Source organism: Agromyces archimandritae (assembly GCF_018024495.1).
GTDB lineage: Bacteria > Actinomycetota > Actinomycetes > Actinomycetales > Microbacteriaceae > Agromyces > Agromyces archimandritae.
Genome location: NZ_CP071696.1, coordinates 2,692,839 through 2,707,612 on the forward strand (window position 1 = coordinate 2,692,839; position 14,774 = coordinate 2,707,612).

Here is a 14,774-nt window from a genome sequence, read left to right on the forward strand (position 1 = left end):
CATGTCGTGGATCGTGCTCATCGTCTCCGGAGTGCTCGAAGCCGTCTGGGCGACCGCACTCGGCAAGTCCGAGGGCTTCACGAGACTCTGGCCCTCGGTCGTCTTCTTCGCCGCGCTCGCCGCGAGCATGGGCGGCCTCGCCTTCGCGATGCGCGAGATCCCGACCGGCACCGCCTACGCCGTCTGGGTCGGCATCGGCGCGGCCCTCACCGTCGTCTGGGCGATGGCCGCCGGCGACACCGAGGTGTCATGGGTGAAGATCCTGCTGCTCATGGGCCTCGTCGGCTGCATCGTCGGCCTGAAGCTCGTCGACACCGGGCACTGAGGCGGGAGCGGCCCGCGCAGCCCGCGCCGCCCGCGCGAGCACGATCGCATACGCGAGGCACGCCCCCGAGGCGGCCGCCCCCGCGAGCGGCCACACGGTCGGTAGCGCTCCGGCCGACCACAGCCAGGCCGCGACCGTCGCCGCGAGCAGGCAGACGCCGAGCCAGGCGTCCAGGGGCCGGCGGATGCTCGCGCCGAGCACGAGCACGTGCACCGTGACCGCCGAAAGCACGATCGGCAGGGCCGGCCACCAGACCCCGGTGACGGCGCCGAGCACGAGCGCGGCGGCCAGGGCGACGCCCTCGAGCGCCGCGGTGACGGCGATGAGCCGCACGCCGAGCGGCCCCGGGGCGCGGGCACGACCCCCGAACGACGCCTGGACGCCGAGGCCCACGGCGAGCACCCCGGCGCCGAGGGCGACGGCCGCCAGCGCCGTCCACGGCGACCCGGCGACGAGGAGCGTCGCCGCGTAGAGCACCGCGTAGGCGGCGAGCAGCCGGTGCGGGTTCACGAGAACGGGTGCGGCAGACGCCGCGGTTCGGGCTCGAAGCCGAGCAGTTCGCGTGCGAAGCGGGCCGGGGCGGTGGATGCCGCGGCGCGCTGATTGCCCCAGCCGAAGTCGAGCTGCGAGAGGCCGGGGGCGATCACGGCGACCGTCTCCAGGCCGAGTTCGCGTTCGAAGGCCGCGGTCTGCACGCGGGCGAAGGTTTCGACGCCGCGCGCTGCGAGCGCCCCGACGAGGCGGGCGCGCACGGCATCCGCACCCGAAACCGCATCGGCGCCCCAGCTCTCGTCGACATGGGCCCGCACGGCCTCCTCGAACGCGACGGCCCGGCCGGTGCCGGCGAGCTCCGCGTAATCGGCCGGGCCGCCGGCCGCGGCCAGCAGGGGGTGATCGTCGATGCCGTGCACGAGCGCGGGGTCGGCGAGCAGCGCCGCCGCACGTTCCGGTTCGGCGCGGATCGCCTGCTCGCGGTCGGGGGCGTAGGAGACGGCCTCGGCGAGAGCGCGTTCGGCGGCGACGGCCGGCACCGGGTGGCATGCGGCCCCGATCGAACGGATCGCGCCCGTGTCGACGCAGGCGACGAAGACGGGCAGGCCGAGCGGCGTGCGCAACAGCCCGAGCTCGGGCTTCCAGCCGAGCAGGCCCACCCGCCGCCGGAGCGGTGCGAAGCGCGCGCCCGGGTCGATCGGGATCGCCGGAACCCGGCCGTACCAGGAGTTCACGAACGCGTCGCGCTCGATGAGTTCGAGGAGCCCGAAGAGGGCAGCCTCGCCCGTCGTCGACCCCGTCGCACAGCCCGAGGAGGTGCCGAGGCCCCACCGCGATCGCGCGACCGGCGCCCCGTAGTGCACGAGCTCGCGCGGCACCCACACCGGCTCGCCGGTGACGAGCGAGCGCGCCCGCACCCACTCGTGCGGCTCGGCGGGGTCGTAGCGGGAGCCGCCGTGCCGGAAGAAGGCCTCGGGGTACGCGTCGAAGTCGTCGGGGGTGAGCACCCGCCCGGGTAGGCCGGCGCCCGGCGCGACCGTGACGGTGCCCTCGAGCTGCAAACCGCCGACGAGGCGCTCGATGCCCTCCACGAGGGCCGCGATGCGGGAGGTGCGGAACGATTCGGCATGCCCCGACCAGGTGAGGCGGCGCACGAGGCTGCCGTTCCACGCCGGCGACGAACCGGAGGCCGGGGCGAGCGTCGGCCAGCCGATCTCCGGGTTCGGCTCGCCGCCGAGGCGGGCCGCGAGGCCGTTGACGAGGCCAGCCGACTCGAGCGGCCCGGCGAGCTCGTCGAGCCGTCTGGCACGGAGCGGATCGCCGCCCGGCGCGGGAGCGCCGTCCGGGGCGGCACTCCCGATACGGGGCGGATCGGCATCCGCACCCGGATCATGCGAGACGACGAGCCCGTCGCTGCCGAGCCGCAGCCGGGCGCGACGCACATGCGCGCTCACCCGGTCGACCTCCCACACGTGCGCCGCTCCGGCATCCACCGCGTCGGCGAACGCCTGCAGGGCCTCGAGCTGGGCCCGGCCCGCGCCGACCCCGACGAGCGCGGTCGAGCCGGCATCCACCGCCTCGGTGTCGTGCATCGCAGCCTCCCCCTGATGCACCGGCCGCGTGCGCAGCCACTGGGCACGCAGCTCGGCGCGCATGCCGGCATCCGCCCCGGCGAACCCGGCCGCCGCCACGAGCGCCGTGGCAGACGTCAGCCACGCCCGCGACCCGGCGGCAGACTCCGCCTCCCAGATGCCGTGCACCGTCACATCCAGCGCATCGTCGCACGCCCGGCCAGGAACAGCACGGCCCCCGCACCGACGAGATACGCGAGACCGAGACCGCTCGTCGCCCACTCGCCGAGACCCGTGAGCGTGAACGTGATCGCCTCGCGCATATGGTGCACCGGCGTGAACGGCGCCAGATCCTGCACCCATGCCGGCATGAACTCCAGCGGCATCATCGCACCGCCCGCGAAGCCGAGGGGGATGACGATGATCATCGACAGCATCGTCACCGCCGTCGTCGACGGCACCGCGTTCGCCAGCAGCACGCCCAGGCAGAAGAAGAGGACGAACCCGGCCGCGATCGGCACCAGCGCGAGCGGCGCCGTGCCCGCCAGCGTCATGCCGAGCCACGGCGTCACCGCGATGCCCACGAGCAGCACCGACTGCAGCACCGCCCACAGGGAACCGACGCCCGCCTGCGCGCCGAGGATCATCGCCGGCGTCACCGGCGCCGAGCGCAGCACCCGCATCATGCCGTTCTCACGCCAGGCAGCGATATGCGAGGCGCCGGCGAAGATGCCCACGAACGCGGTGCCGAAGGCGATCACATTCGACGAGACCTCGTTGACGGAATCGCCGCCGTGCGGCGACGGCAGGCTTCCGAACGCCGTAACGAGCGCGATCAGCAGCCCGGCCGGGAACGCGAAGGTGAAGAACAGGGTCGCGAAATCGCGCAGGTCCGCGGTGAACATCACGCGCGAAAGCGCGGTGCGGGTGCTCATGCTTCGTAGCTCCGTCCGGTCAGGGTGAGGAAGACGTCTTCGAGGCTGCCGCCGCGCACCTGCGCGTTCGCGGTGTCGACCCCGGCGCCGGCGAGATCGGCGAAGGCGCGTGCCGTGTCGACGGTGCGGACCGTGACGCCGTCGTCGCCGACGTCGATGCCGGTCACGCTCGGCAGGCCGGCCGCCAGATCGGCCTGGTGCAGGGCGGCCGGCAACAGGATGGATACGCCGAGCCGGGCCTCGCCGATGAGTTGCGCCGGCGACTTCGTCACGAGCGTGCGGCCCCCGTCGAGGATCGTGACGACATCGCAGAGACGCTCGGCCTCTTCGAGGTAATGGGTCGTGTAGATCGTCGTCATCTCGCTGAGGTCGGCCCCGCGGAGCAGCTCGACGAGGTTGCGCCGGGCGCCGGGGTCGAGGCCCGCGGTCGGCTCGTCGAGGAAGAGCACCTCGGGTTCGTGCACGAGGGCCGAGGCGATCGCGAGGCGCTGGCGCTCGCCGCCCGAGAGCTTCTCGGCACGGGTTCGGGCGTGCGGGCCGAGGTCGAGGGCCTCCATGAGCGTGTCGATCCGCCGGTGCGAGGCGCCGAAGAGATCGGCGATCGCCTCGAGATGCTCGATCGCGGTGAGTTTCGGGAAGAACGCGGTGCGCTGCGGCTGGATGCCGACGCGCGCAAGCAGTTCGATGCTGCGCGGGCGCGGGGCGCGGCCGAGGAGGCGCACCTCGCCGCCGCTCGGCGCGCGGAAGCCGAGGAGCACGTCGAAGAGGGTGGATTTGCCGGCCCCGTTCGGGCCGATGATGCCGTGGAACGAGCCGCGTTCGACCGTGAGGTCGACGGCCTCGAGGATGCGTTTGCGGCCGATCGCGAGCGAGACGTCTCGCGCCGACGCGGCGATGGGGTCTGTGTGGGTCATTGCGCTCTCTCTGTTGCCGGGCCGGGTGCGAACACCCGGCCCGGGTCGTACTGGGTTCGCGGTTACCGCGTGCGACGCGACCGGTTCCCGCACGGGCGGGTGCGCGATAGCTTCGACACGGTGGTCCTTTCACCGCCGAGGGGGCTGACGCGATCACCCCGCGTCGGCCCCCGCCTGATCACGCGGTCGCGCAGGACGACGTCGAGGTGCAGCACGAGGTGCACGTCGACGAACACGAGGACGACGACGACGAGGAGCACGTCGACCCGAAGGCCATCTCCGAGTAGTCGACGTAGTCCTTGACCTCGAACGTCTCGGCCTCGAAGGCGTCGAGCTCCGCCGCGAGGAGCGACATGTTCTTCATGGTGGTTCCTTTCTGTGTGTGCGGATGCCGCGGGGCCGGGATCGGCCTCACGGCAGTACCGACCGGATGGCCGGCACGCTGAGCGCCGCCGTCGCCAGAACGGAGGCGGCGAGCAAGAACGGGTAGGCCCGGATGACGGTCTTCGCCGCCCCGGGCAGGGCGCGCGGGATCGAAGACGGCCGTACGAGCGCGCGGAATGCGACGGCCTGCACCTGATCGACCGAGCCGGCGACCTCGAGCAGACGCGTCGCATCCGTATTGGGGAAGAACGAGAGCGACAGCCAGTTCACGGCCGCTCCGAGCACGACCGCGGCGGCGGCGGCCAGGCCGGCAGGGCCGGCCGGATCGGCGGCGAACACGGCCGCGGGCACGAGCATCGCCGCGAGCGAGACGAGCGGCCCGGCGGCGACCACGCGCGCCCGTCGCCCGGGGGAGAGGAGGGCGAGGCCGGCCAGTTGCGTGTTCGGCATCGGCACGACCCCGAGCATCGTGATCGAGAGCCGTGCGGCTCGGCCCGACAGGCGGCGGAACACGGCGGCGTGGGCGGCCTCGTGCGCCCACGTGACCGCGCCCGTCCACGCAACGGCCGCGAGGATCGCCGCGACGAGCCAGGCGCCGGCGGCACCGCTCGTGACGGCCGCCCACGCGGCGGGCAGCGCGAACACGGCGGCCGCGATGCCGGCGGCCGCCGCGACGCCGAGCACCGCCATCGCCGGGGCCGCGGCGAGCATCCCGAGCGGGTCGCGTCGCCTGGCCGCGCCGGCCCAGACCTCCGGCCGGGTCGCCGGGGCCGTGGCGGCGTCGCGGTCGGCGCGGGCGACGCCGGCGGTCTCGACCGCGAAGGGCCGCTCCAGCAGCCCGTGCATCACGAAACCGTTCAGGATCTGCGTGAGCGCCGCCGGCGGCAGCGGCGTGCCCTGCCCGGCGAGTTCGGCGGCGATCGCGCCGGGGGACCGTTCGCCGTCGACGAGCTCCAGCACCATGCGCTCCCGCAGGCCGAGCGTCAGGATGCGCTCGTGGCCGTCGCAGGAGGCGTCGGTGACCATGCGCGCACCGTCCCAGCGGGCCGGCCCGACGCGGAGCCCCGCCGCCGGCGCCGGCCGCCACTCGCCGCCGCTCATCGCGCGCCGCCCATCGCCTCGGCGATCTGGAACGCGATGAACGCCTCGTCGGCGACCGACACCATCATCCGGTTGTTCGTCATATGGATGAGGGAGTGCGCGAGCGACCACGATGCCGCCGTCGCGCTCTCGGCGAGGCGGACGCCGTCGTCGTAGGCGAAGGTGAGGCCGGGGCCGCGATGCGCCTCGCGGATGTCGGCGGCGACGCGCGCGTTCATCCGGCCCCAGTCGGCGAGCCACGACGGCAGGGCGTCGAAGTCCGCGCGCGCTGCGGCATCCATCAGCGGAGGGATGCGTTCGGCCATGGCCCGCACCGTGCCCGCATGCTCCCGGCGACCCGCGTCGGCCGTGTACACGGCGCCTTGCCCGTACCCGGCGACCCAGCGCCGGTGGTAGGCGACGAAGAAGTCGTGGACGAGCTCGCGATCGCCGCCGAGCAGGCACGCGGCGGTGAGGAAGGTCAGCTGGCTCGCCACGCCCAAGAGGATGGTGCGCACGTCGAGATTGCCGAGGCGCATGAGCCGGGCCGCCTGCGCCGTCGACTCGACGAAGTGCCGTTCGGCGATGAGCATCCCGGTCGGGCCGCCGTACCGCGACCATTCGCGCTCGTACGGGCGGCGGTGCACGGAGTTGTTCGGCATGAACCGAGGCCGGCCCGCCGCATCGAAGTAGCGCGGCCGGTCGGCCTCGGTGAACTCGCCCGCGAACAGCCGGTCGTAGAAGCCGTTGTCGGTGAGCTCGGTCATCGGGTGCAGCGACGGGGAGGCCGCGAGGTACGCCTCGATCTCGCGATGCACCCGGTCGTCGACGGCCTGCTCGGGCACCCCGTACGGCACGCGCACCCGCAGGCGCACATGGCTGCCCTCGAGCCAGTAGTTGATGGTGAAGTACTCGGTGGCGACGCCGTCGGCGACGAGGGCGTCGGCCAGCGGCAGCAGGCATTCCGAGAGCAGCACGATCGGCGCGCCGCCGTAGAACACGTGGTACGCCTGCCAGCGGTGGCCGGCGTCGAGTTCGCGTTCGCGCGCGATGCGTGCGGCTGCGGCGGGCGGGGCGAGGGTCATGCGGTCTCCTCCTCGGTGAGCACGGCGGTGACCATCGACTCGGCGACATGCGCGGCGCCGTCGACGAGGATCGTGGCCGTATCGGGATGGGGCAGCGCCTCGACGATCTCGAGCGAGGTGCCCGGCTCTGCCGCCCGCAACCGGCTGTGCAGGTTCGAGACGGCGACGATGAGCGTGACGTCGAAGAAGAACGGCTTCTGCCGGCGGCCCTCGCCGAGCAGGCGCAGATACACCCGCTCCGGGATGCCGTGGCGCGCCCAGAACCGCAGCCACTCCGCGTATCCGGCGGCGGTGAGCGGGTCGGCGCTCGGCAGATCGGCGGCGGCGAGGAGCACGGCAGCGCGCGAGACGACGACGCCGGCCATGAGCATCCGCGGGCGGACGACGAGCTCGCCCGGCTCCGGCCGCTCGGGGTGCAACTCGGCGGGTTTGCGGCTGAGCGTCGCCGACGGCGTGAACAGCGAGAGCACCTGATGCGTCTTCGGCGTCGCCGCCGGCACGAGGTACCCCGCATATTCGGGGTGCACCGTCATGCCGCTCGCACGGTCGACGAGCACGGCCCGGCCCTCGGAGAGGCGGGCCTCGAGGCCGGCCGGGTCGATCGCGCCGGCCGCGCCGGTGGGCGGGTCGCCCGGCACCACGATGGATCGCGACAGCAGCCGACCGTGCAGGTTGAGATTCGTGAAGGCCGCGCCGCCGCCGAGTTCGGCGAGCACGACCCCGTGCGCCTCAGCCGTGCGTTCGAGGCCGGCCGTGAACGAAGCCGCAGCCCCGTCGAGGGCGTGCGCGAAGCGGGAGACGTGGAAGCCGACGCCGCCGAAGCAGTCGTTCAGGACGACGGCCGGCTCGCCGGCCCCACCCGCCTGCACGAGCAGGTTCGCGGCGCGGAACGCCCCGTGCATCCGCGGCGCCGTCTCGAACACGGCCGCCCCGCCTACTTCCGCACCCTGGCCGGCGAAGCCCGCCGCGACATCCGCACCCGACAACGGCATGCGCGCCGTCTGCGCGCGGAGCACGTCGACGAGCCGCCGGCGGGCCGCCTCCCACCGCCACGCCCCGCCCCAGCGCAGCCACGGGTCGTCGGCGAGCGCATCGTCGGGGATGCCGGTCGTGTCGTACGCGAGGAAGGAGTCGAGCAACTCGCTCGAGAAGCCGCGCACGAGCGGGACGACCGGGGCGGTGCCGCCGGCCCGCTCGAGGTAGCCGGCCAGCAGCGCCCGGCGCACATGCGATTCGTCGAGCAGGTCGACGAAGCGCACGAGCCGGACGAGCCCGTCACCGTCCAGGGACGGCGCCGGGGCGTCGACGCCGACCGCGCCGCGCACCACATCCTCGTACACGACCGAACGCGGCAGCCCGGCGTCGAGACCGGCCGTGTCGTAGAGCTCGCGCACCCGTTCCCGCACCGCCGTGATCGCGGCGACCCGCTCGTGCCCGGTGGCCGCACGCGCCACACGCTCCGCATCCGCGAGGTATGCGCGCATCCGCTCGGCAAGCTCCGCACCCCGCACCGAGGAGGCCGCGAGCGGGGCGATGACCTCGGTTCCGTCGGCCCCGCCCAGCGCATCGACCGCGAGCGCCGGAACGACCACGACGCCGAGCCGGATGAACGAGAGCGCGAGCCGCTCCGCCCGCGCGGCCCCGAGGCCCGTGTGCCGGTCGATGCCGGCCACGAGCTCGTCGAATCGCATCGGCGCATCCCCGATGACGGACGCGACCAGCGCCGGCACGAGCCCGACACCGATCTCGACCTCCGACTCGGTGCAGTTCGCGTAGTCGTCGCGCGTGGCCAGGTCTTTGAACACCCATGTGGTGCGGTCGGTGCGGATCGACCCGTCGGGCTGCGCCCGCAGGTGCGGGCTGCGCCGCACCTCGAGGCCGGCGATCGCGTCCGGGTCCTCGGCGAGGGCGTTCAGCACCCGGGCGACGGGGTGGATCGACCATCGGGAGCGTCGGATGCTCCCGGTCGACCCGGCAGCGGGCGCGCCGGCCCGCGGGAAGGCCACCGGCCCCAGGCTCGAGAACGGCGTCGTCTTCGCCGCGGCCCGCAGCAGATACGACAGCACGGAGCGTTCGACGCGTTTGCCTCTCCGGTCGACGGCGTCGATGCGCGCCCCGTAGCGGTCGAGCCCGGCGATCAGCTCGGGCGAGGCGATCGCGAGCCCCAGCCGGAACGATTCGTCGCAGGCCGCGAGCAGACGACGGCGCTCCGCATCGAGCAGGCCCGCGAACGCCGCGTCGAGCTCCGGTTCGAAGGTGAGCCAGATCGCGAGCTCGCCGGCGGCATCGCCGAGGGCGTCATCGACCGCGGCCCGCGTCGACCGCCCGACGGAGGCCAGCGCGGCGCTCGCCGCGGCGCGGTCGAGGGCGTAGAGGGCGCGACGGAACCGCACCAGGCGCCGCCGGTCGCCGTCTGCCGCGTCGAGGCCGCCGATCACCCCGTGCAGCGCCTCGCTCAGGCGCTCGCGGCCGGAGACGAGGCGGGCGAGGGCGCGGCGGTGCCGGGCGACGGCATCCCGGTGCCGCTCGTCGCCGAGTCCGTCGATCGCGGCGACGGGCAGGCCGCCCAGCCGCAGCTGCGGGTGCGGATGCAGGCTCGCGCGCACCGCCGGAACGGTGCGGTCCGGTGCGTCGGCGGTGAGGCTCACCGGCGGCCTCCGATCCTCGGGCCGGATGCGGCTGCGATCGTCGTCGCGGAGACGTCGAGCCGCCCGGCGCGCGGATCGTCGCGGCCGAGCATGATCATGAGCAGCGGCGAGGTTTCGCCGAGGTCGAGGCCGGCGTGTTCGGCGTGCGCCCTGGCATCGAAGCCGAGCGCCGTGCCCGAGCCGATACCCGCCTCCGTCGCGGCCGCGAGGAGCGCCTGGCAGCCGGCGCCGATCGCGGCGTTCGCGAGCCGATAGCCGCGCACGCCGTCGCGTTCGGCGAGTTCGAAGACGTTCGCGCACAGGACGACGGTGGCCGCCGCCCGGCGCCCGTCGTAGTTCTGCAGGAAGTAGGTGGAGGCGAGGAACGCGTCCTGCGGTTCGGGGTCCAGCCGCTCGAATCGGCCGTCGCGCCAGAGGTGCAGGCCGGCCGGGAGGCCGTCGACGGCCGTCGCCGAGACGAGGGCATCGAAGCGGACCGTGCCGCCGGCGAGCGCGCGGGCGGCCGCCGCGCCCGCTTCGAGGGCGGCTCGGACGGCGCCCGCTGCGACGGCTTCTCCCGTGAAACGCCCGAAGCTCGTCTCGCGGGCGGCGAGCGCCGCGATGCGCGCGGCCCGATCGGCGTCGGGGGTGAGTACGGGGGCGAGCGTGCGGGCGACGGCCCGGGTCGGGGGCGGGGATGCGGCATGGTCGCGTTGCAGGGCGAGCGTCGTCGGGAAGCGTTGCGGGCGGTGCGCGCCGCGGCGGATCGGGTAGGCGCCGGCTGCGGGCACGGGCACAGGCACGGGCAGGCCGGCGGCCGCTGCCGGCGCCCCGCGGTCCGGCCGGGTCGCCGGGGCACCGCCTGCGGCATCCGGAGCCGGCCAGGCCTGCACCGCGTACACGCCGTCGTCGCGGGCGTCGATGCCGAGCACGGCGGCCAGCGCCGGCTCGTCGAGCGTCATGTTCCAGGTGCCGGCGACGTCATCGCCCACGAGGCGGTGGAAGGTGCCGAAGAGCGTTCCGGCATCCATCGCCGTGGCCTGGTAGGCGAAATCGTGGTACTTGAACGCCGACTGCCAGTAGTCGATCGTCGTGACGAGGTAGCGGTGCGCGGCGCGTTCGTCGCCGATCGCCGCCCGCACCTCCTCGGTGCGGTCGTGGCCGTCGAGCTGCTCCCAGCCGTTGTGCACGTGCGAATAGCGGTGGATGCCGGGCGCGAGGTCGCCGCCGGCGCCCTGCACGAGCCACAGATCGGCCGTGTAGCGGCCGCCGCCGGACGCCGTGGTGCGCCCCCACTTCGCCGAACGGGCCAGGGTGTGCACCTCGGGCCGGTCGTTGAGGTTGACGCTCAGGCGGAGGGCGGCGATGCCGTCGGCGATGTGGCAGAGGTCGGTGATGGTCTGCAGCGTCGCGGCCGGGCGGTCGGCGAGGAGGCCTCGGCCGGCCTCGGGCAGCGGCAGCAGGCGGATGGGCGCGTCGGGGGCGAAGCCGCCGGTGAGGGGCGCGTGATCCCAGTCGACCGGCTGCTCGTCGCCCGGCATGCCGTCGGCGACGCGGTTCAGGATGAGGGACGCGTAGGCCGTCGCGGCGGTGCCGGGCGGCACGGCGTCCCACCGGGTCGGGCGGAGGCCGGCCGGGGCGTCTGACATGTCTCGCCTTTCGGATCGGGTGGAACTCGGGTCACGGGAAGGGGTGGGGCACGAGGTGCAGCGGTTCGGGGTCGCCGCGTGCGCCGCCTGCCGCGCGGGCGCGGTCGAGCAGCCGCGGCATGGCGAGGGCGCGCTGCTTCGGCCAGCCGAAGTCGATCGGCAGCAGCCCTGGCACGACGGTCTTCCAGCATGCGATCCCGTGCCGGCGCGACAGGGAGGTCGCCGCGTCGACGGCGAAGGCTTCGAAGCCGGCGGCGTCGATCGCGTCGAGCACGGCGGCGAGGTCGTCGTCGACGTGCCGGCCGGGGTGCGGATGCCGGGCGAGCGCGGCGAGCGGGCGCCGCTCGGCGGGGCGGCCCGCGGAGTCGAGCCAGACGCCGAGGTAGGGGCGGGCGGCCGGGTGCGCGAAGAGGTCGGCGTGGTCTTCCATGGCGCGCACCGCGGTGAAGTCGGCGAGCATCCGTTCGATCTCGTCTCGCCGCTGCCGCAGCCGGAGATCCACGACCTGATAGTCGGAGGCGACCTCGACGACGGCGGCGGCCATCGCCCGTTCCGGGTCGGGATGGGCTCCGGCGCCGACGCATGCCGACCCGGTCGGGCTCTCGCAGACCGCGATGACGGTGGGGATACCGATGCCGGTCTCGCTCGCGTCGAAGCAGCGGATGCGCTGCCCGCAGAGCTCGGCGCGCCGCAGGAACCAGCGCGTTTCGGCATCCCGCACGCTCGCGAGCTCGATTTCGGGCAGCGGCACGCCGCCGTACCAGGCGATGAGGAAGGCGTCGCGTTCGATGAGTTCGAGCAGGCCGAACAGTTGGGCTTCGCGATCGGTGCCGCCGACGGCGCAGCCGTTCGAGGACTCCTGCACGAAGGGGGCGTCGGTCAGTTCGGCGTCGTAGGCGACGAGCCGGGTCGGCAGGGCGACGGCCTCGCCGTTGCGCAGGGCGACGCCCGGGGTCCAGGTCCGCACCTCCGGGGCGGGCAGGAGCCATCCGTCGCCGGGAACGCCGAAGGCGTCGAGGCCGACTCGCCGCGCCCCGGCCGGCGGCTCGTCGAGCATCGCGGCCGGTGCCGGGCTCGCCGCACCGAGGCGTTCGATGCCCTCGAGCAGCCCGAGCCGGGTCGCGTCGATCGTGCGGCTGCGATGCCCGCCCCAGGGTCTGGTGTACTGGCCGTACGGGCCGGTCTTCATGAAGAACCCCGACGATTTGGCGGTGATGTGGCTCGCGAGGTCGATGTCGATGCCAGCCGAGAGGGGGCCTGCGACAGGGTTGGCGAGGTCGCGTTCGCGGTGGCCGGCGGCGAAGGATGCGGCGAGCGGGCGAGAGCGGTAGGCGCCCGGAGCACCGGGCTGCGGCGGGGCGGCCGCCGCGTCGGTCGTCGCCTCGGCCGCCGCCTCGGCCGCCGCCCGCTCGCAGTGCTCGAGGCAGACGAAGTCGACCCGTTCGGTCGCCAGGGTGCGACGGTCGACGGCGAGCGGCCCGGGCAGGGGCAGTGCGGCGGCCGCGTCGGCCAGGGCTGCCAGGAATGGATGCCGGGCGCCGACGTCGACGGCTTCGCGATGCCGGCTGCGCAGTTGGAAATCGTCCATGTCGCGCATGCGTGCGAGCGCGCAGTCGGTGCAGACGTCCGCGTCCGCGATCACGAGGTAGCGGTCGCCGAGCAGCCGCCGGGGGCGGTGCCGGTGCGGATCGTGCCGGCGCGGATCAGGCCGGTCCGGATCGGGCCGGTCCGGATCGGGGCGGCGCGGATCGTGCTGGTGGTGCCGGTGCTCGAGGTGGTGCCGGTCGCCGCCCGTCATCGCTCAGTCGATACAGGAGAGCGCGGCGCGAAGGCCGAGCGAGTCGAAGGCCGCGGAGGCGACGGTGACCGCGTGCATCCGCCCGGGCAGTTCGGCGGGGGCATCGGCGGCGGCGAAGCGTCGCGGGTCGAGGTGCGGCAGGGCCCGCATCGTCGGCGTCGCCGGGTCGGGCGGCGACGGGTCCTGGTGGGCGCCGAGCAGTTCGGTGACGGCGGCGATCGTTGCGGCGCCGCGGGTGCGTCGGGCGGCGGCCTCCCAGCGGAACACGCCTCCCGTCCGTTCGGCGGCGAGCACGCCGTGCCAGTCGTCGACGGTGCCGAGGTCGAAGAGGGCGAGGGCGGCATCCACCGGCGCAGAGTCCCGCAGGAACGACGCGGCCGCCCCGTCGTCGTCCCAGTCGAACGGCACCGCACCGTGCGTGACGGCGGCCGCCAGCAGGGCCTCGACGGCGGAGCTGCGGCAGGCGCGTTCGAGGGCGTGCTCCTCGCGCAGTCCGACGCCGGCGCCGAAGGGGGCGCGTGGATGCCGGCCGTCGTGGTTCGCGGAGGAGCGTCGGAACAGGCGGGCGGCCGGGGTCGTGATCGTGCCGCCGTCTCGGCGTCGCAGCTCGATGCCGGCGGACTGCGATCCGGCCGGGCCCGATTCGAGCTCGGACACGAGCTCGGCGTAGACCCGGGCGAGGGCTTCGATGCGGGCGTCGGCGGCCGTCCAGAGGCTCGCGGCCCGCTCCTCGCGCCCGTCGGCGAGCCGGGCAACGCCGATCTTCAACGGCAGCTGCATGACGTCCTCGTCGTCGAAGCCGGCCACACGCGAACTCGCCGGGTCGGCGAGCGCGAGCCAGGCGCCGACCTCCTCGGCGAGGGAGTCGTCGATCGTGCCCGTCTCGCCGAAGCCTTCCGCAGGCGGCGCCGTCGGGGTGAGCTCGAGGGGTCGGCCGGCCGGATGCGGGTGCACGCGGTGCCCGCGGGTTTCGCCGGTGGCCGCGTCGAGCTCGATGGCGTGCCGGGCGGTCTCGGGGGCGAGGGCGCCGGAGAGGCCCTTGAAGGCCTCGTATGCGAGGAGCGCCCCGAGCATCCGCTGCACGGGTTCGCTGCCGGTGCGCGGGCCGAGCACCGGGTGCCCGGCCGCGGCCGTCAGCCAGGTCTCTTCGAGGCCGCCGAGGGCGCCGCCCGCTTCGAGGGCGGCAAGGGCGTCGCCCCAGTCCGGCAGTGCCGGGTCGTCGTCGCCCCAGGGGTGCGGCAGCGCCCACAGTCGTTCGCCGCCGGGCACGACGGCGAGCACGGTGCGCCGGTCGATGCGGCGGCCCTCTGCGGCGAACCAGGCGAGCGCGGCCGGCGACGGCGTGACGATGAGGTGCTCCGCCCCGGCGAGCTCCGCGGCGTCGGCGAGGCGGGTGGATGCCGGGGCCGCGAAGTCATCGTCGAACGGCACGACGACGGTGCCCGCGCTGCCGTTGGCGACGAGGTTCTCGGCGATCGAACGGGCCATCGGCGTCGCCCCGAGGATGTGCACGGGTGCGACCCGGAACCGGGCGAACGCCGCGTTCGGCTCGTCGCTGTACTGCGCGAGGAACGCGATCTGCTCGGCGAAGGTTTCGGCGACGCCCGGATCGAGCGCGGCGAAGTCGGCATCGGGGATCCACCGCACGAAGCCGTGGTCGGCCAAGGGGGTGAGGATCGACTCGACCTTCGCCCACTGCTCGGCGGTGAAGCCCGATTCGAGCTGGCCGATCGTCATCGAACCGTCGAGGAACGGGTGGATCATCCGGAACAGCGCGTAGGCGCGCGGGCCGACGATCTCGAACCCCGAGACCGGGTTCGAGATGCGCACCCCCGTGCCCGAGTCGGCGAAGAGCGTGTCGCGGCGCAACCACGGTCTGACGTCCGTCGCGGGCATTCCGAACCTCCGAGTTGT

Annotated in this window: 12 protein-coding genes; 1 reads left to right on the forward strand and 11 read right to left on the reverse strand. The window is 74.5% G+C overall.

Translation table 11 applies throughout. The annotated features are described in order from the left end of the window. The first annotated feature begins 1 nt into the window (after position 1). Complete coding sequence (locus tag G127AT_RS12290) at positions 2-325, forward strand: DMT family transporter (protein WP_210897290.1); 324 nt, start codon at positions 2-4, stop codon at positions 323-325. On the opposite strand, the gene G127AT_RS12295 is transcribed toward G127AT_RS12290, so the two are convergent. From G127AT_RS12295 to G127AT_RS12345, 11 genes are all read right to left on the reverse strand, one after another. After that, a complete protein-coding gene (locus G127AT_RS12295; RefSeq protein ID WP_210897292.1) occupies positions 248-835 on the reverse strand; it encodes a hypothetical protein in 588 nt (195 codons plus the stop codon). The genes G127AT_RS12290 and G127AT_RS12295 overlap by 78 nt on opposite strands. After that, positions 832-2,583 (reverse strand): YcaO-like family protein, encoded by a 1,752-nt coding sequence (locus G127AT_RS12300; RefSeq protein ID WP_210897294.1) that lies wholly within the window; start codon positions 2,581-2,583, stop codon positions 832-834. The genes G127AT_RS12295 and G127AT_RS12300 overlap by 4 nt, the downstream gene beginning before the upstream one ends. Next, the gene (locus tag G127AT_RS12305) at positions 2,580-3,323 is read right to left on the reverse strand and encodes an ABC transporter permease (RefSeq protein WP_210897296.1); all 744 of its coding nucleotides are present in this window, start codon (positions 3,321-3,323) and stop codon (positions 2,580-2,582) included. Before G127AT_RS12305 ends, G127AT_RS12300 begins: the two co-directional genes overlap by 4 nt. Next, positions 3,320-4,237 carry an ABC transporter ATP-binding protein gene (locus G127AT_RS12310; protein ID WP_210897298.1) on the reverse strand — a complete coding sequence of 306 codons (918 nt, stop codon included), beginning with the start codon at positions 4,235-4,237 and terminating at the stop codon, positions 3,320-3,322. The genes G127AT_RS12305 and G127AT_RS12310 overlap by 4 nt, the downstream gene beginning before the upstream one ends. A 178-nt stretch (positions 4,238-4,415) precedes the next feature. Next, complete coding sequence (locus G127AT_RS12315) at positions 4,416-4,601, reverse strand: thiazolylpeptide-type bacteriocin (RefSeq protein WP_210897299.1); 186 nt, start codon at positions 4,599-4,601, stop codon at positions 4,416-4,418. A gap of 47 nt (positions 4,602-4,648) precedes the next feature. Continuing rightward, positions 4,649-5,722 (reverse strand): hypothetical protein, encoded by a 1,074-nt coding sequence (locus G127AT_RS12320; RefSeq protein WP_210897301.1) that lies wholly within the window; start codon positions 5,720-5,722, stop codon positions 4,649-4,651. After that, entirely contained in the window at positions 5,719-6,786 is a 1,068-nt protein-coding gene (locus tag G127AT_RS12325) for a lantibiotic dehydratase C-terminal domain-containing protein (protein WP_210897303.1), read from the reverse strand. Before G127AT_RS12325 ends, G127AT_RS12320 begins: the two co-directional genes overlap by 4 nt. Then, positions 6,783-9,434, reverse strand: coding sequence for a lantibiotic dehydratase (locus tag G127AT_RS12330; RefSeq protein ID WP_210897305.1), 2,652 nt, complete (start codon positions 9,432-9,434; stop codon positions 6,783-6,785). Before G127AT_RS12330 ends, G127AT_RS12325 begins: the two co-directional genes overlap by 4 nt. After that, the gene (locus tag G127AT_RS12335) at positions 9,431-11,062 is read right to left on the reverse strand and encodes a nitroreductase family protein (RefSeq protein ID WP_210897308.1); all 1,632 of its coding nucleotides are present in this window, start codon (positions 11,060-11,062) and stop codon (positions 9,431-9,433) included. The genes G127AT_RS12330 and G127AT_RS12335 overlap by 4 nt, the downstream gene beginning before the upstream one ends. A 31-nt stretch (positions 11,063-11,093) precedes the next feature. Then, a complete protein-coding gene (locus G127AT_RS12340) occupies positions 11,094-12,860 on the reverse strand; it encodes a YcaO-like family protein (RefSeq protein WP_210897310.1) in 1,767 nt (588 codons plus the stop codon). 3 nt (positions 12,861-12,863) lie between these two features. Next, a complete protein-coding gene (locus G127AT_RS12345) occupies positions 12,864-14,756 on the reverse strand; it encodes a hypothetical protein (protein ID WP_210897312.1) in 1,893 nt (630 codons plus the stop codon). Positions 14,757-14,774 lie beyond the last annotated feature (18 nt).